Raw genomic sequence first — 23,892 nt, forward strand, 5'->3', positions numbered from 1 at the left:
ACATGAGGTTTAGCGTTTTGGCGAGCGGCAGTACGGGTAACGCCTTTTACGTAGAAACGGAACGTGAACGGTTACTTGTTGATGCAGGGTTAAGCGGCAAACAATTAGAGCAACTATTTGCTCATATTGATCGCCACATTCAAGATGTCACAGGTGTTTTAGTGACACATGAACATAGTGACCATATTAAAGGTTTAGGCGTCATTGCTCGGAAGTATCGCCTTCCGATTTATGCGAATGAAAAAACATGGAAAGCGATGGACGGGCTCATTGGTGACATTCCATCTGAACAAAAATTTATTTTTCCAACTGGTACCGTTCGGACGTTTGGAGATATAGATGTTGAGTCATTTGGTGTATCGCACGATGCCGCCGAGCCTATGTTTTATGTATTTCATTATGAAGGAAAAAAGCTAGCGCTTATCACAGATACAGGTTATGTTAGCGAACGAATGAAAGGTGTCATTTGTCATGCGGATGTATTTGTATTTGAAAGCAACCATGATGTAGAAATGTTACGTATGGGGAAATATCCATGGAACATTAAGCGACGTATTTTAAGTGACGTCGGACACGTATCGAACGAAGATGCCGGTCTCGCCCTAGCGGATGTGATCGGTGACAAAACAAAACGCATTTATTTAGCTCATTTAAGCCAAGATAACAATATGAAAGAATTAGCGCGAATGACAGTTGCTCAGACGCTTGAGAAAAAAGGGATGATCGTCGGGGAATCTTTTCAACTATATGATACGGATCCGGTTCGTCCGACAGCGCTCGTTTCCGTATAAATTTCACCGTTTTTTCACCAACATACCGTATGTATATTATTAGATGATTGGCGAAAAAACAGGTTATAATGGAAAAGGGGTCAATATTTGAGATAGAAAGGACGGGTGAAAAATGGGCTATTATGATGATCATTATGCACATGTTCGTCAAAAACAAAAAGGGAACCGCGGAGGAACGTTTTTAGCAGGTTTAGTCGGAGCGGTTTTAGGCGGAATGCTTGTCATCGTCTCTATTCCTTCGCTAGTGAAATGGGACGTGTTACCTTATTCACTTGAACAAGCGGAAGAAAAACAGACGACGGTGACAGAGCAGCCAAAAGTAGATAAAAGTGTAGCGGTGGATGTTGTGACTCAAGTAACGAAAGCAGTCAACAAAGTATCTAATGCGGTTGTCGGCATTGTAAATATTCAAGAAGCAAGTTTTTGGTCAGAAGGCGGGGAAGCCGGAACAGGTTCAGGTGTTATTTATAAAAAAGAAGGGAATAAGGCATATATCGTCACTAACCATCACGTCGTTGAAGGTGCGAGCCGTGTCGAAGTGAGCTTAAGCGACGGAACAAAAGTGCCAGCTCGTCTTCTTGGAAGCGATGTATGGACCGATTTAGCAGTATTAGAAATCGATGCGAAACATGTCACAAACGTAGCTGAATTCGGTAACTCAGATGTCGTGAAGGTCGGGGAGCCAGTGATTGCAGTTGGAAACCCGCTTGGTTTACAATTTGCAGGTTCTGTGACGCAAGGAATTATTTCTGGGGTAAACCGTACGATTCCAATTGATATTGATCAAGATGGCATCCCAGATTGGCATGCAGAAGTATTACAAACAGATGCTGCGATTAACCCAGGAAATAGCGGAGGAGCGCTCGTAAATATCGAAGGTCAAGTCATTGGAATTAACTCGATGAAAATTGCGCAAGAAGCGGTGGAAGGCATCGGATTATCTATTCCGATTAATTACGCAAAACCGATCATTGCGGATTTAGAGAAGTTTGGACAAGTTCGCCGACCATATATGGGAGTAGAACTCCGTTCATTAAGCGATATTCCAGCATATCATTGGCAACAGACGCTTCATTTGCCGGCAAACGTGAAAGAAGGGGTTGCTATTTTACAAGTCGTGCCGGGATCACCAGCTGCCCAAGCCGGTTTACGTGAATTTGATGTCATTGTCGCGTTAGATGACGAAAACATTTCGGATGTCATCGCCTTAAGAAAGCATTTATATAATCGGAAACAAATTGGCGATACGATGAAAGTAACGTTTTATCGCGATGGCAAAAAACAAACAGTGACATTAAAATTGGCTAAACAATCATTATAATGAAACGGCAGGGCATTCCCTGTCGTTTCATTCGTAAACGAGGAGTGGTATGCTTTGTGGAAATGTTGTGAACAACATGTCGAACTTGCGATTGATATGTATGTGGATGAAAAACAACAAGCACCTGAGATATCAACAGTTTCTGTGGATAAAAAAGAAGAAATGTGCGATTTTTGTGAACAACGTGCGGTATATATAGTAGGGAACTAATGTTTCTACACAATATGTGGATTTGTATTGTGGATATGTGGATAAAACCTGTGGATATTATGTTTGTAAAGTGGGGATCACTTGTGAATATATATATTATTGCTGTGGGTAAGTTGAAAGAAAAATATTTAAAACAAGGGATCGAAGAATATACGAAACGATTATCATCGTATGCAAAAATCGACATCATTGAAGTAGCGGATGAAAAAGCGCCAGAGCAATTAAGTGAACAACAAATGGAGCTCGTAAAAAAGAAAGAAGGCGAGCGTATTTTAGGTAAAATAACAGACGATATGCACGTCATTGCTTTAGCGATTGAAGGAAAAATGATGTCTTCTGAACAATTCGCTCAAACGCTTGATCGGTTAGCGACATACGGGAAAAGTAAAGTGGCTTTTGTCATTGGAGGGTCTCTCGGCTTAAGCGATGACGTCATGAAACGAGCAAACGAATCGCTTTCATTTTCAAAAATGACGTTTCCGCATCAACTCATGCGCCTCATTTTAACCGAGCAAATTTACCGCGCTTTTCGCATTAACCGAGGAGAACCGTATCACAAGTAAAAATAAGAGGATGGCTTTTCGCCATCCTCTTATTTGCGATGCATTTTAAACTGTAAAAACAATTCATTGTAGTATGCAAGCATGCTTTTTCCGAGATTTTCATACACTTCAAGTTTATTGGCCAGTTGTTCGCTCGGGTAAAAACGTTCATCTTCAACAATTTCCTTCGGCAAATATTCGAGCGCCTTTTTATTTGGCGTCGAGTAGCCGACGTATTCGGCATTTTGGGCGGCATTTTTCGGATCAAGCATAAAATTAATGAATTGATGGGCACCTTCTATGTTTTTCGCCGTCTTTGGAATAACCATATTATCAAACCATAAGTTTGTTCCTTCTTTTGGGATGACATAATCGAGCCGTTCATTTTCCCACATTATTTCTGCCGCATCCCCTGACCAGACGATGCCGATTGCTGCTTCTTCGTTTGCAAGAAGCATTTTAATTTCGTCACCGACGATCGCTTTGACGTTTGGCGTGAGGGCATCTAGTTTTTGTTTTGCTTGTTGTAAATGTATTTTGTTCGTATCGTTGAGCGAGTAATGTAAACTATTTAACGCCATTCCTATAATTTCGCGCGCGCCATCGACAAGCAAAATTTCATTTTTAAACGCCGGATCCCATAAATCGTTCCAACTCGTGATTTCCTTTCCGCCAAGTAGAGCACGGTTATAGACGATGCCGACCGTTCCCCAAAAGTAAGGAATGGAATATTGATTCCCTGGATCAAACGATAAGTTAAGGAAGCGCTCATCAATATAGCGTAAGTTTGGGATTTTTGCATGATCGATCGGAAGTAACAACCCTTCTTCTTTCATTTTGCTGATGGCGTACTCCGAAGGGACAGCAACGTCAAATGTCGTGCCACCTTGCGCAATTTTTGTCATCATCGCTTCGTTCGAATCAAACGTTTGGTAAATGACTTTCAAGCCTGTTTCTTTTTCAAATTTTTTAATGAGTGCGGGGTCAATGTAGTCGCCCCAGTTATAAATTGTTACGGTATTATTTCCTCCATACCCTTTAGACGATTCGATTGTTTTTGTAACATAAAGCAAGCTAAAAGCAACGAGCCAAACAAGTAAAAAAAGCGACACTACTTTTTTCATTTTTGTCCCCCCTTGACGCTAGCCCGTTTTGTCATGACGTAATACACAACGACAAGGAAAAGCGTAAATAAGAAAAGAAGGGTAGATAAAGCATTGACTGATAACGAAATCCCTTGTCGTGCCCGCGAATAAATTTCAACGGACAACGTCGAAAAACCGTTTCCCGTCACGAAAAACGTAACTGCAAAGTCATCAAGCGAGTACGTGAGTGCCATGAAAAAACCAGCGAAAATGCCAGGGGTAACGTACGGGAGAACGACTTTTGTCAATACGTTCCATTCATTTGCCCCTAAATCGCGTGCCGCATCAATTAGCGTTGGGCTCATTTCTTGTAGCTTGGGCAACACCATTAACACGACAATCGGAATGCTGAAAGCAATATGCGACAGGAGAACGGACGTAAAGCCGAGCTGAATGCCAGCGATCGTAAATAAAATGAGAAACGATGCCCCGATAATGACGTCAGGGCTGACAATTAAGATGTTATTTAACGTAAGCAACGTTTGTTTCCAACGATGTTTTGCATAATAAATGGCAATTGCTCCGAAAACGCCAATGATTGTCGCTAGCGATGACGATAATAATGCAATAATCATCGTGTGCAACACGATGACAAGCAAGCGTGTATCAGCAAACACTTCTTTATACCAATCGAGCGTAAACGATTCAAAATGATGCATCGTTCCCCCACTATTAAACGAATAGTAAATTAAATAAAAAATAGGCATGTATAACACGAAAAACACAAACGCTAAGTAGAGGCGAGAAACTTTCATTGTCTCACCCCCCATTTTTTATTCCCTGTCAACGCCATTATACTAGCCATGGCGATCATTAAAAAGACAGCGATTGTCGCACCCATTCCCCAATTTTGCGTCACGAGAAAATGTTGCTCAACAGCGGTACCAAGCGTAATGACGCGGTTTCCAGCGATCAACCTCGTCAACATAAAGAGCGAAAGCGACGGAATAAACACGGCTTGACATCCTGCTTTTACGCCATCAAGCGTAAGCGGAAAAATGACGCGACGAAATGTCGTCCATTCGTTCGCTCCTAAATCGCGTGCTGCATCGATCAACGAAGGATTCAATTTTTCAAGCGCATTAAAAATCGGCAAAATCATAAACGGAATAAAAATATAGACGGATACGAAAACAAAACTAAAGTCTGTAAACAATAACTGTTTCGTTCCGATCCCAAGTGCTTCAAATAGCGCGTTCACTGCGCCATACGTGCCGAACAATCCGAGGAAAGCGTACGCTTTCAACAATAAATTGACCCATGTCGGCAAAATAATAAGCAACAACCAGAGCTGCTTATGCTTCGTTTTTGTCAACAAATAGGCCGTTGGATAAGCGATAAGAAGCGAAATGGCTGTAATTAAGAAGGCATACCAAAACGAATTGAACGTCATTCGTAAATACACAGGTGTGAAAAAAGTTTCATAGTTGACGAGCGAGAAATGGCCTTCAATATCGAAAAACGAATAATAAACAATAAGAATAATCGGTGCAATGACGAACAATCCGATCCATAGCCAATATGGGATAGCATAAGCGTAACGGCGCATGTTATTCCCCTCCGCTCTGCTTCATAACATGGATCGCTTCTGGTTCAAAATGAAGGCCAATTTCTTCCCCGATGTCCGCCTTTTTTGTTGAGTGAACGAGCCACTCGTTCCCATGCGTATCATAACAACAAAGCTCATAATGTACGCCGCGAAATAAAACGGAATCGACGCGTACACGCAATTTGCCTCGCTCAACCGTTGTTAATTCTAAATCTTCAGGTCGGATGACAATATCCACTTGTTCGTTTTTCGCAAATCCGTGATCGACGCACGTAAATTGTTGATTTGCAAATTCCACAACAAAATCGTCAATCATCGTTCCCGTAATGATGTTTGACTCCCCGATAAAATCAGCGACGAAACGGTTAACAGGCTCATCATAAATATCTTTTGGTGTACCGCGTTGTTGAATCTTTCCTTTATTTAACACAAAAATTTCATCTGACATCGCAAGCGCTTCTTCTTGATCGTGAGTGACGAAAATAAATGTAATGCCAAGTCTTCGTTGCAGTTCGCGCAACTCATATTGCATTTCTGTTCTCAGCTTTAAATCGAGCGCAGAAAGCGGTTCATCTAATAAAAGGACGTCTGGTTCGTTGACGATCGCGCGGGCGATGGCGACACGTTGCCGTTGTCCGCCTGACATTTCATGAATGGCGCGTTGTTCGTATCCTTCTAAGTTGACGAAACGAAGCGCTTCTTTTACTTTTCGTTCAATGTCTGCCTTTGGCATTTTTTTTATACGCAAGCCAAAAGCAACGTTTTCAAACACGTTTAAGTGAGGAAAAAGCGCATAGTCTTGGAACACCGTATTCACTTGCCGTTTATTTGCTGGAACATTGTTTATTCGTTTTCCGTGGAAATAAATATCGCCTTTCGTCGGTTCGATAAAACCAGCGACTAAACGAAGAATGGTCGTTTTTCCGCAACCAGACGGACCGAGAAGCGTATAAAATTTGCCGCGCTCGATTTCAAAGCTGACATCATCGAGTACAGGAAGATCATCATCGTACTGTTTCGTCACATGGTCAAAGCGAATGATGACGCGATCGTCCATATTGTTTTTCCCACCTCATTTAGCTATTTTTTAAATTCATTATGAACGATCCGTCTGTATTCAGCAACTTTTTATTGAAGAACGCCGTAGCTAATAATTTCAACCGTTGGATGAATATCGATCTTTGCTTTCGCAAAAGCTTTTGGCCAGCTTTTTTGTTTTTGAAACTGTTTGTATTCGTAAGCGCGGGCATACAAACCAAATCCGACTGGATCGACTTCGTATTTTTGCATTTTTTTAACGACGGATTCCAGTTGTTTTTGTATTTCTTTTGCAAGCCATTTCTCGACCTTTTTCTTTTCTTTTTTCATATCGATGTATGTTGTTGACTCAGTGACAATGACACCGAGCTTCATACGAACGTCAAAATGGAACGCCCCGTTTCGAAATGACGGTTTATATGAAAAATCACCCTGTTCAACCGAAATGCTGACATATTCTTTTTGTTTTTTCATTTGAAAAGTAAGCGATGTAGCAGGTTTAACATTTTTTTTCAATATCGCAAAATACGGACTTTCTTTTTGGGAAAGGCTACCGACATATTTTCGTTGCCTATTAAATAAAGCAATGCCCCCCGCTATTAAGTCGCCTTTATGCACTTTTAAAATGGGTGCAAATGAAGTTTGGGCACGATCGAGCGATGAACGTTGGAATTCAAGCATATTGACTCTTGTCGTTTGTTTCCCGATATGAGCAGTTACAATGACGTCGCGAATAGCGACAGATAAACGCGGTTTATCCTCAAGACGAATGTACATCAAATCTTTTAACGGTCCATCGAAAACGATAAAATTCGCTGTTATTGAATTTTTCGGATCGCGATAAAACACATCTAAATAGGGAAATATGTCGCGTTTTTTCACGAACGCTTTACTTGCGATGACGTTTTGTACTTTTCCACCAACAATTTTTCCAGACGCAAACGCGTTTGCTTTTGAACGTCCGTCGCGCGGTGTCATTCCAACTGTACGAATGACTTCGTAAATGTTTTTTGCTTCTTTATTAAATACCGGGCTAATCGAGTAAATGAGTAAATTTCCATTTTTCCCCTTATCTAAACCGACCGTCAATGCGAGTGTTAATTCGTCAAGCTGTGTTTTCATTCCACATCCAGTAGTTATAAAAAAGCAAAGTATGGCATATATACACTTTTTCATTTCTTTTTCCCCCTTTGAAACCATCGTGCAATGGAGGTGTAAATAAATAAACCGATAGGGAAAAAGTAAGCTCCCCACAAACCGTATTTCTCCCACCACGATCCTAACGTTTGAACATGAAAAAACGATGGATTGTATAAAAAAGACGTGAAAATAAATATACAAACGGCAACGAGTAATACGATCGTATGATCCTTTTTTCCAATGAGTTGACTAATGCCGAAAACAGTTGTAAAAATGTACGGGATACCTGTCGTTGACATAACAAACAAATAAAACGATAAAAAAATCACTTCAAATCGTTCAATAAACGGAAATTCAATTGTTTTCAGTAGCGACAACGTCGGCCAAATGAGCAAAGGTGTTTCATCTGGACTAAAAAAAATAAAACATGTGATCGTAATGAGCAAAAATGTAAAAGCCGAGATGCTGTTGGCGATGACCATCGCTTTTACGGCATGTTTTTTTTCTTTTAAAAACGGGTAAAACACGAACGCTAACTCAAAGCCTAAAAAAGATAAAACCGTCGTTTTCACCGCTTGAATAATTGGAGCCCATCCTTCTTTTAACATAGGGAGCATATGCAAAATCGTTCCCTTTTGTAACGGCACAGCGATAAGAATAGGCATCCAAAGCGTTAAATAAAAGACAACTTCAGCATAACGCCCAAGTATGCGCACACCATTTTTCGTAATGAAAAAGCCAGGGAGCATAAATAACATCATAATAAGATAGTTTGGTGTGTTTGGTAAAATCCATACTTGTGTAATATGAATGGCAGTAAAAACGACGGTGATTGACGCTAATAAAGCGTAAGCGACAAAAGCGATATGGATGAACGTTCCGAATGTACGACCGAAGTAGCGACGAGAAAGATCAAAAATTGTATCTTGCTGATGCTTTTCCATCGTTTTTATAATGATCGTACTTGCGATGATCGAAATGATCCAACCGATGACAATGGCGATCCATCCATCTGTATTGGCGATATCGGCAAGTTGGGCTGGAAGTGATAAAATGCCGATGCCGATTTGTGTACCCGAAATAAGAAAAATATATTGCATCGTTGTTATTTCGTTAAATTGATATCGTTTCATACGCACCACTTATTTGCGAAATTTTTTTTGTCTTGTCAGTTGCGTTGGGCGAGCAGATAACGGCCGTGTACGCATCATCCAAAGCGGGAAGCGTAAAAGTGTATCTTTCCAATCGCGCAACCGCGTCGGAGCAAACGGGCTTCCTGCAGGTGTGCCGAGCGACTCTAATGAAATTAAATGGCCGATAATAAGCATGAACCCGATCACCATTCCGACTAAACCGAACAAAGAAGCAGCAATCATCATTGGAAAACGCAATAAACGAATCGACTCGGACATATCTGGGTTCGGAATAATAAACGATGCAATCGCTGTTAACGAGACGATGACGACCATAATGTTGCTGACGATACCGGCTTCAACGGCCGCTTGTCCAATGACGACCCCCCCAACAATGCCGACCGTTTGTCCGATTGGCGCAGGTAAACGCAAACCCGCTTCACGCAACATTTCGAGCGCAAGCTCCATTAAAATGGCTTCTAAAATCGGCGGAAGCGGGACGCGTTCTCGTGACTCTCCAACCGTAAGCAATAAATTGAGCGGAATAATTTCGTAATGAAACGAAAGTGCTGCAATGTAAGCGGACGGTAAAAAAATCGCCATAAAAAAGGCAAGCAACCGCAAAAGTCGCAAAAACGAGGCGATCATCCAACGTGTACTGTAATCATCAACGGTTTGGAAAAACGTAATAAACGTCATCGGTCCAATCATGACGCTAGGCGAGCGGTCAACAACGATAACGATGCGACCTTGCAGTAAGTTGCTTACCGCAGCATCTGGTCGCTCCGTCAACAAAAATTGCGGAAACGGTGAAAACGGATTATCTTCAATATATTGCATCAGTTCCCCGGTATTGACGATCGTATCGACATCAACTTGTTCAATCCGATCTTTTAACTCTTGCAGCACTTCTGGATGGGCGACATCTTCTAAATACAATAATGCGACAGGGGTATGTCCGCGTCTGCCGACGGTCGTTTCTTCAATTTTTAATTGTTGGTGCGGCAAGTAACGACGAATTAACGCAATATTTTTTTCACACGTTTCAATAAAACCTTGGTGCGACCCCTTAAGCGATGATTCAATTTGCGGCTCTGCGATCGCGCGTTGCGGCCATCCTTGCGTATCCAAAAGCAATACGTGGTCGTCACCGTCTAGGAATAGCGCGGTTTCCCCTTGAAACACTCGTTGAATGACATGTTCCCATTTTGTCGTATATGATTTTGAGCCGATTGGCAGTTGAATATCCGCAATCGTGTGAATTTGTTTCGTTTCAAATAAAAGCGGATCAATAATGTTATTATTAATCGAATTTTTATCCACGAGCGTATTGAGATAAATAAGCAACGCTCGCTTTTTTGGTTCCCCAATAAATAGATGGCAATATATGAGATCAGGCGTTTTTGTAAAATAATCACGCAACGTTTGTTCGTTCATATCGAGCGAGTGCGTGACGGTTTGTTGTATTCCGTTCATCATTCATCCCCTTTAAGCTGTTGAAGTGGTTCGATAGCTGGTCCTTCTAGCACTTTTCCAGTAAAACAGAAGCGTGAACCGTGGCACGGGCAGTCCCATGACCGTTCGCTATTGTTCCATTCGAGTTCACAACCCATATGTGTACATGTCGTATCGACGACATACAGTGTGCCTTGTTCATCGCGGTAGGCACCTGCCCGTTTTCCGTCCACATTGACAACGGCTCCTTCTCCTTTCGATATGTCGTGCGGAGTAAGAAGAGCATATTCGAGTTTTCCAGTTAAAAAATGTTTGGCGACATCAATGCCCTCAGTAAACAAATTGTTTAGTGATGGGTCAGCGATAAATCGTGACGGAGTAAATAAATGTGCGTAACGATGTTCTTTTTGTAACGCTAAATCTGTCAAAAGACGAGCTGCGACCATACTTGTCGTCATCCCCCATTTTCGATATCCTGTTGCGACAAGAATGTGCGGGAGACTTTTGCGAATCGGACCGATGTATGGAAGATTGTCTAGCGTGATGAGATCTTGCGCCGACCAACGATATAGCACATGTGATAAACCGAACGTATGTTCACAAAATGATTGTAACGCTTCATAGTGTTGAATCATGTTGATCCCTTGTCCGACTTTATGCGACTCGCCACCGATTAGAAGAAGCGGCTTGCCGTCCATCGTTGTGCAGCGAAGAGATCGCTTCGGTTCATTTGCGCTCAAATACATGCCTTGCAATCGTTCGTGAGCTTCGACCGCAATGACGTAAGATCGCTCTGCATGCAAGCGTGCAAAGTAAAAAGCAGGGTCAAAAAACGGAAAGTGGGTACAAATGACAACAGTGTCACATGTGATCGTTGCTCCATTTTTCGTTCGTACAATCGGCCGCTCCGTTGTCTCGATATGTTGTGCGACAGTTTGTTCGTAAAAAGATGCCCCGTATTTTACTGCAAGCTCGACTAATGTTTTTATATAATGGAGCGGATGAAATTGCGCTTGGTTGCGCATCATGACTGCACCTTGGATGGAGAAAGGAAGCGACAGTTGATCGACATATGCCCCGTCGATGCCGAGCGTTTCATACGCTTTCCATTCCGCCTCAAGCTTATATAATTGCGTTTCTTCAGTTGTATACACGTATGCGTCTTCTACCGATAAGTCGCAATGAATATCGTGTTCTTTTACGATATGCAAAATCGATTGCAGCGCTTCTTTATTTGCTTCGTAATATTGACGGGCGCTATCTTCACCGAAGTGGGCTATCAGTTCATGATAAATGAGATCATGCTGGGCAGTCATTTTCGCAGTCGTATGTCCTGTTGTGCCGTGACATAGCCGATCTGCTTCGATGACGGTGACGCGCACTCCTTGTTTAGCGAGCAAATAAGCCGTCGTAATGCCTGTTATTCCTCCACCAATAATCGCTACATCTGTTTCAATCGGTTGCGTCAGAGATGGAAAAGACGGAATCGTTGTTGTTTGTAGCCAATACGATTGTGATAACTTTGGTAAAGACATGTTTTTGTTCCTCCATAACCATGTTTTTCTTAATTTTCCCCAAATCGAAAAGTTTATGATGAACATTTGTAAAGATGATAAAATGGAAATAGACGAGTATCGAAACGTTTTTATAACATAACGTAAGAGGGAGATCGAAAGTGAATAAAGATGCAAACATTCGTTTACAAGATAACGTGGTGTTAGAACATTATGGGCTTAATGAATTGCATTTAGAATCTGTTCGTCATTATCGCGAACAATTTGCAAAAGCAAAGCCAAATCATCCGTGGAACGGGTTAGAAACGAAAGATTTTTTATATAAAATTGGGGCATGGGGAAAAATACGAGATACAAACAAAGAAGGGCTCACATTAGCAGGGCTCCTTATGTTCAGCGAAGAGCGAATGATTACAGAAGTTTTACCACAATACTTTTTAGAATATCGTGAGCATGACGACAATGATATGCATTGGACAAATCGTTTCACTTCACAAGACGGAACGTGGTCGGGAAATATTTATGATTTTTATTTTAAAGTGATGAACGAGTTTAAAGATGTATCTACATTTGAAAAAGAAGCTGTGCATGAAGCGCTCATCAACGCGATTGTCCATGCCGATTACAACGGTGATGGAGGCGTTATTGTTGAACGGCAGCGATCATATATACAATTTTCTAATCCTGGGCTTTTCGGCATTCCTTTAGAACAAGCGTATAGCGGCGGGATTAGCCATTTGCGCAATCCGAATATGTTTAAAATGTTTATTTACATTCAATTTTGTAAACGTGCTGGAGTCGGTTTAAAAACGATAGAGACGATTTGTTTACAGCAACTTGCTGTTGAGCAATATGATTTTCAAAAACGAACGGTCGTTACATTGCCTATTGTGTCCTTCTCAGAAAGACACGAACATATAGAGAAGATCGAGGCAGTAAGTGATTGGACGGATGATGTGCCATTGTTGGACTCCGTAAATAAAGACGAAAACTCCTATAATATCGAACAAAACTCCGTTAATAACGAGATTAAGTCCGTGAATAAAGAACAAAACTCCTTAAATAGCGAGCTAAACTCCGTAAACAAAGGGCTTAACTCCATAAATAATAAGGATAGCTCCATAAATAAAGACGAAAACTCCGTAAATATCCCTTTCGACTCCGTAAATAAATCGGATGAGGAAGAAGAAATAAATGTCGATCAGGAGCTATGGAACATTGCTGAAATTGCACGTAAGAAAAAAAGGCTTGCACCGACTAAAATGGAAGAAATCATTTTGCAACTATGCGCTCATCGACCGTTAATGTTAAAACAATTAGCGTATTTATTAGATCGAACGCCAGACGGTTTACGAAACAACTATTTAGGAAAGTTATTAGCAGAAGGAAAAATGAGGTTAAAGTATCCAGAACAACCAAATCATCCGAAACAAGCATATATGACGAATAAGTAATATTCATGATTTGTTCAATATTTCACAATCTATAATAGAGAAAAGAATGTTACAATGATGGTAACAAAAGAAAAGTTGAGGTGACAAACAATGCTTGTATGCGAATGGAGAAACTTTTCAACAGATGCGGAAACATATACACTAGAGCTATTTGAAGAAATGATTGGCGATGAATTTGAAGCGATGATGTTTGAAGATGATCAAGAAATTCCTTCTTATATATGGACAGTAAACTATGTTGTCATTGTCAAACGAAATACGCGCATGTACAACGATATTTCGTTTACGAAAATTCCGCGCAATCCAGTATGTGAGTAACCGCCTTCTTTATGAAGAAGCGGTTCTCTTATAAAACATACTTGCTCAACATTTCACAAAGTTGACACACACGAACAAAATTCCTTTCGCTATAATGAAAATGTGAAAACAATCACAATTTTATTTTCAATTAGATTGTGAAAAATTTCACAAGAACAATACAGGAGGGTCTTATATGGCTGTTGATGAAAAAGTATTAGACCAAAAGAAAGAAGTTACGAAAATGATCGACACCCTTGTGGCGAATGCGCAAAAGGCGTTAAAAGCATTTCGTGATTACGATCAAGAAGCGATTGACCATATCGTCAAGCAAATGGCGTTAGCTGGACTTGATAAGCATATGTATTTAGCAAAATTAGCGATCGAAGAAACAAAACGTGGCGTGTATGAAGATAAAATTATTAAAAACATTTTTGCGACAGAATACATTTACCATAACATTAAATACGATAAAACGGTTGGCGTCATCCGAGAAAATGAACAAGAAGGCATCATTGAAATTGCCGAGCCTGTTGGGGTGATTGCTGGGGTTACACCGGTAACAAACCCAACATCAACAACGATGTTTAAGGCGCTTATTTCAATTAAAACGCGCAACCCAATCATTTTTGCGTTCCACCCATCTGCGCAAAAATGTAGCAGTGAAGCAGCACGCATTTTACGCGATGCAGCCATTGCAGCTGGCGCGCCAGAGCATTGTATTCAATGGATCGAAACGCCTTCTGTCGAAGCGACTCAACAATTGATGCATCATCCTGGTGTTTCGCTTATTCTTGCGACAGGTGGAGCAGGCATGGTTAAAGCGGCATATAGCTCAGGAAAGCCAGCATTAGGGGTTGGACCTGGTAACGTGCCTTGCTATATTGAGAAAACCGCAAATATAAAACGTGCCGTGAACGATCTTATCCTTTCAAAAACGTTTGACAACGGTATGATTTGTGCATCTGAACAAGCGGTCATTATTGATAAAGAAATTTATGATGCTGTGAAAAATGAGATGATCGCAAACAAATGTTATTTCTTAAATGAAGAAGAAAAGAAAAAAGTTGAAAAGCTTGTCATTAATGAAAATACGTGCGCAGTCAATCCGAATATCGTCGGTAAACCAGCATATGAAATTGCGAAAATGGCAGGCGTTGATGTACCTGTTGATACGAAAATTCTTGTGGCAGAACTAAAAAGCGTTGGTCCGCAAGAGCCGCTTTCTCGTGAAAAATTAAGCCCGGTATTGGCGTGCTATAAGGTGAATAGTACAGAAGAAGGTTTAAAACGAGCAGAAGAAATGCTTGAATTCGGTGGACTTGGCCACTCGGCTGTCATTCATTCAGAAAATCAAGAAGTCATTCTTGAATTCGGTAAGCGAATGAAAGCAGGACGGATCATTTCGAATGCCCCATCTTCACAAGGAGCGATCGGTGATATTTACAACGCATACATTCCGTCATTGACGCTCGGTTGCGGCACATTCGGTGGCAACTCTGTTTCGACAAACGTCGGTGCGACACATTTAATTAATATTAAAAAATTAGCGAGAAGGAATGTAAACATGCAATGGTTTAAAGTTCCGCCGAAAATTTATTTCGAAAAATACGCGACACAATATTTAGCGAAAATGCCAAACATCTCGCGTGCCTTTATCGTTACAGATCCGGGCATGGTGAAGCTTGGCTATGTGGATAAAGTGTTGTACTATTTGCGCAAACGTCCAGATTATGTGCATTGTGAAATTTTCTCAGAAGTTGAACCAGATCCATCAATTGAAACAGTGATGAAAGGTGCCGACATGATGCATGCGTTCCAGCCAGACGTCATCATCGCGCTCGGCGGTGGTTCGGCGATGGACGCAGCGAAAGCAATGTGGTTGTTCTATGAACATCCAAATACCGACTTCAATGGCTTAAAACAAAAGTTTTTAGATATTCGTAAACGCGTATTTAAATATCCGAAGCTTGGTCAAAAAGCGCAGTTTGTCGCTATTCCAACAACGTCTGGTACCGGCTCAGAAGTCACATCATTTGCGGTTATTACAGATAAGAAAAATAATGTGAAATATCCGCTTGCTGATTATGAATTAACACCGGATGTCGCCATCGTTGACCCACAATTTGTTATGACGATGCCAAAACATATTACAGCGGATACAGGTATGGACGTATTAACGCATGCCATTGAGGCGTACGTATCGAACATGGCGAACGACTATACAGACGGATTAGCGTTAAAAGCGATTCAGCTCGTTTTTGAATACTTGCCACGCGCATACAAAAACGGCAACGATGAAGTAGCGCGCGAAAAAATGCACAACGCATCAACCATTGCTGGGATGGCATTTGCGAACGCCTTCTTAGGCATTAACCATAGTTTAGCGCATAAACTTGGTGCAGAATTCCATATTCCGCACGGACGGGCAAATACGATTTTAATGCCGCATGTCATTCGTTACAATGCGCAAAAACCGAAGAAGTTTACAGCGTTTCCGAAGTACGAACATTTCGTAGCTGACGAACGTTATGCTCAAATTGCGCGCTTGCTCGGCTTGCCAGCAAGAACGACAGAAGAAGGAGTAGAAAGCCTCGTTCAAGCGATCATTAAGCTCGCAAAAGAACTCGACATGCCATTAAGCATCGCAGCAACAGGCGTCAGCAAAGAAGCATTCGAAAGCAAAGTTGACCAACTCGCTGAATTAGCTTTCGAAGATCAATGTACAACAGCTAATCCAAAATTGCCATTAGTCAGCGACCTTGCCGACATTTATCGCCAAGCGTATAAGGGAGTGTAAGATGATTAGGGACGTCCGATGAAGGATGTCCCTTCTTTTTGTTTATGGTACACTAATAGGGGAAAGTGAGGGACGGATCATGAAGCAAGTAAAGACGAATGCTGTGCGCATGCTTGAGCGCGCACGTGTGCCATATGAACTGTTAACTTACGACTATACGGATGGGCAAATTGATGGAATATCGGTTGCGAAAAAAATTGGGCAACGTGAAGAAATTGTATATAAAACGCTTGTGACAAAAGGGGCGAGCGGACAACTTTACGTATTCGTCATCCCTGTCGCAGCGGAGTTGCATGTAAAAAAAGCAGCGGCCGTTGTTGGAGAAAAAAGCGTGCATCTGTTGCCTGTGGCAGACATTGAAAAAATGACAGGGTATGTGCGTGGCGGTTGTTCGCCAATTGGAATGAAAAAGATGTATGACACGTATGTTGACGAATCGGCCCTTGCGCACGAGCAAATCATTGTGAGCGCAGGGAAAATTGGCATGCAAATGAAACTTTCTGTTCGAGATTTATTAAAGCTGACAAATGGAAAAACCGCACATGTCGTCAAAGAGTAGAAAGGAGAATTTTCGCATGCGAATGATAAGAGAGGAAGAACTACACATCGAAGAAGGATTGTTGGATGATGACAATCGGTTGCTTGCGGAAATGATTTTGCCAAGTCGGTTAAAGCGCATGTATGATGTGCTAAGTGCACGAACAAGGTATATTACTATTTTGACGGAAGCGGTAGACGACCCGCACAATCAGGCAGCGGTATTGCGTTCAGCGGAGGCATTTGGCATTCAAGATGTTCATGTCGTTACCGGAGCGGCTCCGTTTGAGCCGAACAAATGGGTGACGCGACATGCGGACAAATGGTTAACGGTGCATAAACATTCATCGATTGAACGGGCGATTCGCCATCTCCAACAAAAAGGCTACCAAGTATATGCAAGCTACCTCGGAGAAGGGACGATTCCGCTTGAACAAATTGACGTATCGAAACCGACGGTGCTTTTGTTCGGAAATGAGCATCGTGGGGTATCCGAAGAAGCGCTTGCTTTAGCGGACGGAAAGTTTATCATTCCGATGAACGGATTTGTGCAAAGTTTTAATATTTCTGTCGCGGCAGCGATTTCCCTTTATGAAATCACGAAGCGGGCGAAACAAGTGGCAGGGGAGCGTTATCATTTATCGCTAGCAGAAAAGAAAGAAATATACGAACATTGGATGAAGCTTTCGCTTAGCCCACGGCTAAGAAAAATGGTGGAAAGTAAAATAGGAGGACGCAATGATTGAAGCGGTGATTTTTGATTTAGATGGCGTCATTGCTGATACTGTTGAACTGTATTATATTGCGACAAAACGTGTCGCCGATGAAATTGGGGTACCGTTTGATCGACAGCTCAATCAAAAGCTACAAGGGATGAGCAGACAGGCGATGGTTGAGGCGCTTCTCGGTGAAAAAGCGCATGAATGGTCGGAGGAAGAAAAGCGAGCTCTTGGTGACCTTCGCGGTCAATATTATCGCGAGTTGATCGAGCAATTGTCGTCAAGTGACGTGTTGCCGGGAATGATAGATCTCCTTCGCGACATTCAGCGCGACGGTGTCTCGATGGCGCTCGCATCGTCAAGTTCAAATGCAAGTGTAGTTGTTGAGCGGCTTGGTGTGCGTTCATTTTTCGACGTCATCGTCGACGTAAAAACAATTACGCGCATGAAGCCCGATCCAGAAATCTTTTTAACGGCCGCTAAACATCTTTATGTCGATCCGCGCTTTTGTGTTGCCATTGAAGACGGTGAGGCAGGGATGAAGGCGATTAAGCAAACAAATATGTTTTCCGTCGGTATCGGGAATCATTTGGCATCTTTATCTCCAGACTGGCTCGTGCAACGGACGGAGCAATTGACATGGGATGAGTTAAAAAAGCGATTTATGCAAAAAGCTGGTCAATGACGACCAGCTTATTTTGCGCCTAATATTTCCCTTGCTTTTTCGACAAGTTCTTCTGATGGCGTCGGGATGCCTTCAAGTGGATATGTGAGTCCAAGCGCTTTCCATTTGTATACACCGAGTTGATGATACGGAAGAACTTCAATTTTTTCGACGTTGTGCAACGTACGAATGAAGTCAGCTAAGCGATGTAAATCTTCTTCATCGTCTGTGACGGTTGGAACGAGCACATGGCGAATCCAAACAGGTACGTCTCGTTCTGATAATAGACGTGCAAACGCTAAAATATGTTCATTCGTTTTTCCTGTTAGTTTACGATGTTTTTTTTCATCAATATGTTTTAAATCAAGCAAAATTAAATCTGTGTATTGAAGCAATTCATTTAATTTTTTTTGAAATGATGCTTCCGTCGTATAACATCCGCCAGACGAATCAATCGTTGTATGAATGCCAAGCTGTTTACAACGGCGAAATAGCTCAATTAAAAAATCGATTTGTAAAAGCGGTTCTCCGCCACTAACCGTTATTCCGCCGCCGGATGCTTGCATAAAAGGCAAGTACGTCTTTGCATCAGCAATAACTTCATCAACAGACATTTGTTTTCCTTTGCCAATCTCCCACGTATCTGCGTTGTGGCAATATTGGCAGCGCAATAAACAGCCTTGAGTAAAAATGACGTAACGAATACCGGGACCATCCACCGTTCCGCACGATTCGATTGAATGAATAAATCCGTTCATGTTGTTTCCTCCTAGGTAGAAAGCTCCCACGATGCGTGGGAGCTTCCATTACATTGTTTCATGGAACGTCCGATTAATGACGTCAATTTGTTGTTCGCGTGTTAATTTAATAAAGTTGACCGCATAACCTGATACGCGAATAGTCAATTGCGGATATTTTTCAGGATGTTCCATCGCGTCAAGCAACGTGTCGCGGTTAAAGACGTTGACGTTTAAATGATGACCGCGTTTTTGCGCATAGCCATCTAAAATCGCGACAAGGTTTTGAATGCGTGTCGCTTCATCTTTCCCGAGCGCTTTTGGTACGATCGAGAACGTGTTCGAAATGCCGTCTAATGCATATTCATACGGTAATTTTGCGACAGAGCTTAACGATGCAAGCGCTCCTTTTGTATCGCGACCGTGTAATGGATTCGCCCCAGGGGCGAACGGTTCACCAGCGCGACGACCATCTGGTGTATTTCCTGTCTTTTTACCGTATACGACGTTTGATGTGATCGTTAAGATGGATGTCGTATGTTTCGAATCGCGATACGTTTTATGTTTGCGCAATTTTGTCATAAAGCGTTCAACAATATCGACCGCAATCGCATCAACGCGATCATCGTTATTTCCGTATTTCGGGAAGTCGCCTTCAATTTCAAAGTCGACAGCTAAGCCGTTTTCATCGCGAATCGTTTTTACTTTCGCATATTTAATGGCACTTAATGAGTCAGCGACAACGGACAACCCAGCGATACCAGTTGCCATCGTGCGCAAAATGTGCGTATCGTGAAGCGCCATTTCGATTCGTTCATAACAATATTTATCATGCATGTAATGGATGACGTTTAATGTATTAATATACAATTCTGCTAGCCATTCCATGACGTTGTCAAATTTGCGCATCACTTCATCGTAGTCTAAGTATTCAGATGTGATTGGCGCAAACTCTGGGCCGATTTGCACTTTTAATTTTTCATCCACGCCGCCGTTAATTGCGTATAATAATGCTTTTGCAAGGTTTGCACGCGCGCCGAAAAATTGCATTTGTTTGCCGATGCGCATCGCGGATACGCAGCATGCGATGCCGTAGTCGTCGCCGAACTCAGGTCGCATTAAATCGTCATTTTCATATTGAATGGAGCTTGTTTGAATCGACATTTTCGCGCAATATTTCTTAAACGCTTCTGGCAACTGTGTTGACCAAAGCACCGTTAAGTTTGGTTCTGGCGCCGGGCCTAAGTTATCGAGTGTATGCAAGAAGCGGAATGAGTTTTTCGTCACAAGCGGACGACCGTCAATCGCGACACCGCCAATGGACTCTGTGACCCACGTTGGGTCGCCGCTAAATAGCTCATTGTATTCTGGCGTTCTTGCGAATTTGACGAGACGCAATTTCATAACGAAATGGTCAACAAGCTCTTGCGCTTCGCGTTCTGTTAATGTTCCTTCTTGCAAGTCGCGCTCGATATAAATATCTAAAAATGTAGAGACGCGACCTAAGCTCATGGCTGCACCGTTTTGTTCTTTAATCGCCGCAAGGTAAGCGAAATATAACCATTGGAACGCCTCATGTGCGTTGCGCGCCGGTTTAGAAATATCATATCCGTAGCTTGCAGCCATTTCTTTTAATTCTTGAAGAGCGCGAATTTGTTCCGCTAATTCTTCCCGAAGACGAATGATGTCTTCGCTCATTGTACGCGCACCTGTGTTGCGTAAATCTTTTTTCTTCTCTTCAATTAAGCGATCAACACCGTATAAGGCCACGCGACGATAGTCACCGATAATGCGACCGCGTCCATATGCGTCAGGAAGTCCTGTAATGATTCCTGCTTTGCGCGCCGCTTTCATTTCGTCCGTATATACGTCAAATACACCTTGGTTATGCGTTTTACGATATTGAGTGAAAATTTTCTTTACTTCATCGCTTACTTGGTAGCCGTACGCTTCGCATGCTTGCTCGGCCATGCGAATACCGCCAAATGGCATAAGCGCCCGTTTAAACGGTTCGTCTGTTTGGAAACCGACGACTTTTTCAAGTTCTTTATTCAAATAGCCAGGTCCATGCGACGTAATGGTTGATACGATTTCTGTATCCATGTTGAGAACGCCGCCTCTTTCGCGTTCTAGTTTGGAAAGTTCCATCACTTGTTCCCAAAGCTTTTTCGTCGCTTCCGTCGGACCTTGTAAAAACGATTCATCCCCTGTGTAAACGGTTACGTTATTTAAAATAAAATCACGAACGTCAATTTCTTTTTTCCATTTATCACCTTTAAACGTTCTCCAAGCGTCCATTAACGCTTCATGTACAGTAAGTAGCGCCATTATAATCTCCTCCCATTCATTCAGGATAATAAAAATATCCCCTATATAAAGAATACTACTTTTTGACAAGGTGAGGAGCATAAAGGATTGACGAATTTGTGAAAAGTTGATCAAAAACATTTTTTAAAATAAAGATTTTTCCAAAAATTATTTTTATAAAATTTGTTGCATAAAAACAAAAAAGCTGATAATATGTGAAACATGAGGGGCATAACATGTTTATACACAAACATTTATTATTTTACAACAAATAGTAAGGGGGATTAACAATGATAAAAAAAGGAATGATTGCAGCGCTTGTTTTTATGCTTATGTTTGCGCTTGTTGGATGTGGTAGTTCGACAGAAAAAACAGCGACAACAGAAAAGAAAATTACTGTCGTCACAGATGCGGCGTTTGCCCCATTTGAATACATGGATAAAGGGGAAATTGTCGGCTTTGATGTCGATTTATTAAAAGCTGTCATGAAAGAAGCTGGACTAGAATATGAATTAAAAAACATCGGCTGGGATCCATTGTTTGCGGCTATTCAAGGGAAAACAGCGGATATGGCCGTTTCAGGAATTACAATTAACGATGATCGGAAAAAAACATATGACTTTTCTATTCCTTACTTTGAATCAACACATATGATTCTTGTTAAAGAAGGAAGTTCGATTAAAAGCGCGAAAGATTTACAAGGAAAAGTTGTCGGTGTCCAAAATGGTACAACTGGACAAGAAGCGGTTGAGAAGATTTTAGGAAAAGAGAATAAAAATATTAAAAAGTTTGAGAATACGGTCGTTGCGATTATGGACTTATTAAACGGCGGTGTGGAAGCCGTTGTCACAGATAATGCCGTGGCGAACGAATACGTAAAAAATAATCCAGATGCTAAAATTGTAGCATTTGAGGATCCAGAACATTTTGAATCTGAATTTTACGGCTTTATGTTCCCGAAAGGAAGCGATTTAAAACAAAAAGTAGACGAAGCGTTGAAAAAAGTCATCGAAAATGGCACGTACACAGAAATTTATAAAAAATGGTTTGGTACAGAACCGAATATGGAATCATTACAACAACAGCAATAACGTTGATGTAAAAATTGCGTAACTGCTAAGGTTACGCAATTTTTACAAAGGGAAAGGTGATTGATGATGGATTTTCGTTTCAATATCATTGTTGAATATGCACCGTTTTTTTTGAAAGGGGTGCTCTGGACGATCGGCTTATCGTTAGTCGGTATCTTTTTCGGGACGATTCTCGGTTTAGCCATTGGGCTCGGAAAAATGGTTCAAAACCGCCTCATTCGTCTTCCTTTTGATTGGTACGTCCATTTTTTCCGTGGCACGCCATTGTTCGTACAAATTTTACTTATTCATTTTGGCGTGATGCCGATTTTTACCGCTCAACCGAACCCGCTCGTGTCTGGCGCCATTTCTTTATCTTTAAACGCAGCTGCGTATATTGCGGAAATTTTCCGTGCTGGCATCCAGTCCATTGATCGCGGTCAAATGGAAGCGGCTCGTTCGCTTGGAATGACGCACGTACAAGCGATGCGTTACATCATTTTGCCACAAGCCATTAAACGAATGATTCCGCCGCTTGGCAATGAATTTATCGTTCTCATTAAAGATTCTTCTCTTGCAGCAATTATTGCAGCGCCTGAACTCATGTATTGGGGACGAGCGATGCAAGGTCAATATTATCGCGTTTGGGAACCGTACTTAACTGTTGCGCTCATTTACTTAGTGCTTACCCTCTCGTTAAGCAAGTTGCTACATCGGTTAGAAAGAAGGTATGACGCATGATTCAAGTGACAAATTTAAAAAAATCGTTCGGATCGCTACAAGTGTTAAAAGGAATTGATGTGCACATTCATGAAAAAGAAGTGGTTGTCGTTATCGGCCCTTCTGGTTCAGGAAAGTCGACATTTTTACGTTGTTTAAACTTGCTTGAAGATTTTGATGAGGGGGATATCGTCGTTGACGGATTTCATTTAAAAGATCCGAAAACGGATTTAAATAAAGTGCGTGAAGAAGTTGGCATGGTGTTTCAACGATTTAATTTATTTCCGCATATGACGGTGCTTAATAATATTACACTCGCCCCGATGAAAGTGCGCAAATGGTCGAAAGAAAAAGCGACAGAAAAAGCGATGCAACTGCTTGCGAAAGTCGGCTTACAAGATAAGGCACACGTATATCCGGATTCATTATCTGGTGGACAGGCACAGCGTGTTGCTATTGCTCGTGCGCTTGCGATGGAGCCAAAAGTGATGTTATTTGATGAGCCAACATCTGCGCTCGATCCAGAAATGGTAGGGGAAGTGCTTGCCGTCATGAAACAACTAGCAAAAGAAGGAATGACGATGGTCGTCGTGACGCATGAAATGGGATTTGCGCGTGAAGTCGGGGATCGTGTTCTCTTTATGGACGGTGGAGTGATCGTGGAGGAAGGAACGCCACAACAAATTTTTGATGCACCACAACATGAGCGAACGAAGTCATTTTTATCCAAAGTGTTATAAGAAAAAGGT

At 41.8% G+C, this 23,892-nt stretch carries 23 protein-coding genes; 13 read left to right on the top strand and 10 right to left on the bottom strand.

Annotated elements, in window-relative coordinates; genetic code table 11:
* Positions 1 to 2 precede the first annotated feature (2 nt).
* From ES017_RS10200 to rlmH, 4 genes are all read left to right on the top strand, one after another.
* Positions 3 to 791 (top strand): MBL fold metallo-hydrolase, encoded by a 789-nt coding sequence (locus ES017_RS10200; RefSeq protein ID WP_021094394.1) that lies wholly within the window; start codon positions 3 to 5, stop codon positions 789 to 791.
* Positions 792 to 903: 112 nt separating this feature from the next.
* Positions 904 to 2,112: a S1C family serine protease gene (locus ES017_RS10205; protein WP_042894316.1), complete on the top strand. Its 1,209-nt coding sequence runs from the start codon at positions 904 to 906 to the stop codon at positions 2,110 to 2,112.
* 54 nt (positions 2,113 to 2,166) lie between these two features.
* Positions 2,167 to 2,322 carry a CxxH/CxxC protein gene (locus ES017_RS10210; protein WP_009361064.1) on the top strand — a complete coding sequence of 52 codons (156 nt, stop codon included), beginning with the start codon at positions 2,167 to 2,169 and terminating at the stop codon, positions 2,320 to 2,322.
* A gap of 83 nt (positions 2,323 to 2,405) precedes the next feature.
* Positions 2,406 to 2,885 carry a 23S rRNA (pseudouridine(1915)-N(3))-methyltransferase RlmH gene (gene rlmH / locus ES017_RS10215; protein ID WP_042894370.1) on the top strand — a complete coding sequence of 160 codons (480 nt, stop codon included), beginning with the start codon at positions 2,406 to 2,408 and terminating at the stop codon, positions 2,883 to 2,885.
* Positions 2,886 to 2,914: 29 nt separating this feature from the next.
* Here the strand turns inward: rlmH and ES017_RS10220 are convergent, their stop codons facing one another.
* From ES017_RS10220 to ES017_RS10255, 8 genes are all read right to left on the bottom strand, one after another.
* Positions 2,915 to 3,988 (bottom strand): ABC transporter substrate-binding protein, encoded by a 1,074-nt coding sequence (locus ES017_RS10220; protein WP_171335031.1) that lies wholly within the window; start codon positions 3,986 to 3,988, stop codon positions 2,915 to 2,917.
* Positions 3,985 to 4,764 (bottom strand): ABC transporter permease, encoded by a 780-nt coding sequence (locus tag ES017_RS10225; RefSeq protein ID WP_253263387.1) that lies wholly within the window; start codon positions 4,762 to 4,764, stop codon positions 3,985 to 3,987. The genes ES017_RS10220 and ES017_RS10225 overlap by 4 nt, the downstream gene beginning before the upstream one ends.
* Positions 4,761 to 5,558: an ABC transporter permease gene (locus ES017_RS10230; protein WP_021094389.1), complete on the bottom strand. Its 798-nt coding sequence runs from the start codon at positions 5,556 to 5,558 to the stop codon at positions 4,761 to 4,763. The genes ES017_RS10225 and ES017_RS10230 overlap by 4 nt, the downstream gene beginning before the upstream one ends.
* A gap of 1 nt (position 5,559) precedes the next feature.
* Complete coding sequence (locus ES017_RS10235; protein WP_021094388.1) at positions 5,560 to 6,615, bottom strand: ABC transporter ATP-binding protein; 1,056 nt, start codon at positions 6,613 to 6,615, stop codon at positions 5,560 to 5,562.
* Between the two features lie 71 nt (positions 6,616 to 6,686).
* The gene (locus ES017_RS10240; protein ID WP_171335033.1) at positions 6,687 to 7,772 is read right to left on the bottom strand and encodes a Ger(x)C family spore germination protein; all 1,086 of its coding nucleotides are present in this window, start codon (positions 7,770 to 7,772) and stop codon (positions 6,687 to 6,689) included.
* A complete protein-coding gene (locus ES017_RS10245) occupies positions 7,769 to 8,869 on the bottom strand; it encodes a GerAB/ArcD/ProY family transporter (RefSeq protein WP_171335034.1) in 1,101 nt (366 codons plus the stop codon). Before ES017_RS10245 ends, ES017_RS10240 begins: the two co-directional genes overlap by 4 nt.
* 9 nt (positions 8,870 to 8,878) lie before the next feature.
* Complete coding sequence (locus tag ES017_RS10250; protein ID WP_042534892.1) at positions 8,879 to 10,348, bottom strand: spore germination protein; 1,470 nt, start codon at positions 10,346 to 10,348, stop codon at positions 8,879 to 8,881.
* A complete protein-coding gene (locus ES017_RS10255; protein WP_171335035.1) occupies positions 10,345 to 11,859 on the bottom strand; it encodes an FAD-dependent oxidoreductase in 1,515 nt (504 codons plus the stop codon). Before ES017_RS10255 ends, ES017_RS10250 begins: the two co-directional genes overlap by 4 nt.
* A 140-nt stretch (positions 11,860 to 11,999) precedes the next feature.
* On the opposite strand from ES017_RS10255, the gene ES017_RS10260 reads away from it, so the two are divergent.
* The 6 genes from ES017_RS10260 (at position 12,000) to pgmB (ending at position 18,330) form a co-directional block, all read left to right on the top strand.
* On the top strand, positions 12,000 to 13,292 hold the full coding sequence (locus ES017_RS10260; RefSeq protein ID WP_042894319.1) for a transcriptional regulator: 1,293 nt from the start codon (positions 12,000 to 12,002) through the stop codon (positions 13,290 to 13,292).
* 90 nt (positions 13,293 to 13,382) lie between these two features.
* Positions 13,383 to 13,610, top strand: a complete 228-nt coding sequence (locus ES017_RS10265) for a hypothetical protein (protein ID WP_021094383.1) — start codon at positions 13,383 to 13,385, stop codon at positions 13,608 to 13,610.
* Between the two features lie 175 nt (positions 13,611 to 13,785).
* Positions 13,786 to 16,389, top strand: coding sequence for a bifunctional acetaldehyde-CoA/alcohol dehydrogenase (gene adhE, locus ES017_RS10270; RefSeq protein WP_171335036.1), 2,604 nt, complete (start codon positions 13,786 to 13,788; stop codon positions 16,387 to 16,389).
* Positions 16,390 to 16,468: 79 nt separating this feature from the next.
* Positions 16,469 to 16,948, top strand: a complete 480-nt coding sequence (gene ybaK, locus ES017_RS10275; protein WP_021094381.1) for a Cys-tRNA(Pro) deacylase — start codon at positions 16,469 to 16,471, stop codon at positions 16,946 to 16,948.
* Between the two features lie 16 nt (positions 16,949 to 16,964).
* Positions 16,965 to 17,672, top strand: a complete 708-nt coding sequence (locus ES017_RS10280; protein ID WP_021094380.1) for a TrmH family RNA methyltransferase — start codon at positions 16,965 to 16,967, stop codon at positions 17,670 to 17,672.
* A complete protein-coding gene (pgmB, locus tag ES017_RS10285) occupies positions 17,665 to 18,330 on the top strand; it encodes a beta-phosphoglucomutase (RefSeq protein WP_171335037.1) in 666 nt (221 codons plus the stop codon). The genes ES017_RS10280 and pgmB overlap by 8 nt, the downstream gene beginning before the upstream one ends.
* Positions 18,331 to 18,338: 8 nt before the next feature.
* On the opposite strand, the gene pflA is transcribed toward pgmB, so the two are convergent.
* Together pflA and pflB are read right to left on the bottom strand one after the other, a co-directional pair.
* Complete coding sequence (pflA, locus tag ES017_RS10290; protein WP_042534902.1) at positions 18,339 to 19,067, bottom strand: pyruvate formate-lyase-activating protein; 729 nt, start codon at positions 19,065 to 19,067, stop codon at positions 18,339 to 18,341.
* 48 nt (positions 19,068 to 19,115) lie between these two features.
* Positions 19,116 to 21,344, bottom strand: a complete 2,229-nt coding sequence (pflB, locus tag ES017_RS10295; protein ID WP_483296347.1) for a formate C-acetyltransferase — start codon at positions 21,342 to 21,344, stop codon at positions 19,116 to 19,118.
* A gap of 299 nt (positions 21,345 to 21,643) precedes the next feature.
* Here pflB and ES017_RS10300 point away from each other — a divergent pair, with 299 nt between their 5' ends.
* The 3 genes from ES017_RS10300 to ES017_RS10310 all read left to right on the top strand — a co-directional run bounded on the left by ES017_RS10300 (position 21,644) and on the right by ES017_RS10310 (position 23,883).
* Positions 21,644 to 22,444, top strand: a complete 801-nt coding sequence (locus ES017_RS10300) for a basic amino acid ABC transporter substrate-binding protein (RefSeq protein ID WP_042534906.1) — start codon at positions 21,644 to 21,646, stop codon at positions 22,442 to 22,444.
* Positions 22,445 to 22,510: 66 nt separating this feature from the next.
* Entirely contained in the window at positions 22,511 to 23,164 is a 654-nt protein-coding gene (locus tag ES017_RS10305; RefSeq protein ID WP_042534908.1) for an amino acid ABC transporter permease, read from the top strand.
* On the top strand, positions 23,161 to 23,883 hold the full coding sequence (locus tag ES017_RS10310; protein WP_042534910.1) for an amino acid ABC transporter ATP-binding protein: 723 nt from the start codon (positions 23,161 to 23,163) through the stop codon (positions 23,881 to 23,883). Before ES017_RS10305 ends, ES017_RS10310 begins: the two co-directional genes overlap by 4 nt.
* Positions 23,884 to 23,892 lie beyond the last annotated feature (9 nt).

It is taken from the genome of Anoxybacillus sp. EFIL (assembly GCF_013096955.1).
Classification (GTDB): domain Bacteria; phylum Bacillota; class Bacilli; order Bacillales; family Anoxybacillaceae; genus Anoxybacillus; species Anoxybacillus ayderensis.

Bases quoted from the DNA above. Each gene is read 5' to 3' on its own strand.
- ES017_RS10300 (WP_042534906.1), top strand. From the start codon at position 21,644: ATGATAAAAAAAGGAATGATTGCAGCGCTTGTTTTTATGCTTATGTTT.
- ES017_RS10205 (WP_042894316.1), top strand. From the start codon at position 904: ATGGGCTATTATGATGATCATTATGCACATGTTCGTCAAAAACAAAAA.
- pflB (WP_483296347.1), bottom strand. From the start codon at position 21,344: ATGGACGCTTGGAGAACGTTTAAAGGTGATAAATGGAAAAAAGAAATT.
- ybaK (WP_021094381.1), top strand. From the start codon at position 16,469: ATGAAGCAAGTAAAGACGAATGCTGTGCGCATGCTTGAGCGCGCACGT.
- ES017_RS10250 (WP_042534892.1), bottom strand. From the start codon at position 10,348: ATGATGAACGGAATACAACAAACCGTCACGCACTCGCTCGATATGAAC.
- ES017_RS10265 (WP_021094383.1), top strand. From the start codon at position 13,383: ATGCTTGTATGCGAATGGAGAAACTTTTCAACAGATGCGGAAACATAT.
- ES017_RS10310 (WP_042534910.1), top strand. From the start codon at position 23,161: ATGATTCAAGTGACAAATTTAAAAAAATCGTTCGGATCGCTACAAGTG.
- pgmB (WP_171335037.1), top strand. From the start codon at position 17,665: ATGATTGAAGCGGTGATTTTTGATTTAGATGGCGTCATTGCTGATACT.
- ES017_RS10230 (WP_021094389.1), bottom strand. From the start codon at position 5,558: ATGCGCCGTTACGCTTATGCTATCCCATATTGGCTATGGATCGGATTG.
- pflA (WP_042534902.1), bottom strand. From the start codon at position 19,067: ATGAACGGATTTATTCATTCAATCGAATCGTGCGGAACGGTGGATGGT.
- ES017_RS10255 (WP_171335035.1), bottom strand. From the start codon at position 11,859: ATGTCTTTACCAAAGTTATCACAATCGTATTGGCTACAAACAACAACG.
- ES017_RS10235 (WP_021094388.1), bottom strand. From the start codon at position 6,615: ATGGACGATCGCGTCATCATTCGCTTTGACCATGTGACGAAACAGTAC.
- ES017_RS10305 (WP_042534908.1), top strand. From the start codon at position 22,511: ATGGATTTTCGTTTCAATATCATTGTTGAATATGCACCGTTTTTTTTG.
- adhE (WP_171335036.1), top strand. From the start codon at position 13,786: ATGGCTGTTGATGAAAAAGTATTAGACCAAAAGAAAGAAGTTACGAAA.
- ES017_RS10225 (WP_253263387.1), bottom strand. From the start codon at position 4,764: ATGAAAGTTTCTCGCCTCTACTTAGCGTTTGTGTTTTTCGTGTTATAC.
- ES017_RS10280 (WP_021094380.1), top strand. From the start codon at position 16,965: ATGCGAATGATAAGAGAGGAAGAACTACACATCGAAGAAGGATTGTTG.
- ES017_RS10245 (WP_171335034.1), bottom strand. From the start codon at position 8,869: ATGAAACGATATCAATTTAACGAAATAACAACGATGCAATATATTTTT.
- ES017_RS10240 (WP_171335033.1), bottom strand. From the start codon at position 7,772: ATGAAAAAGTGTATATATGCCATACTTTGCTTTTTTATAACTACTGGA.
- ES017_RS10200 (WP_021094394.1), top strand. From the start codon at position 3: ATGAGGTTTAGCGTTTTGGCGAGCGGCAGTACGGGTAACGCCTTTTAC.
- ES017_RS10220 (WP_171335031.1), bottom strand. From the start codon at position 3,988: ATGAAAAAAGTAGTGTCGCTTTTTTTACTTGTTTGGCTCGTTGCTTTT.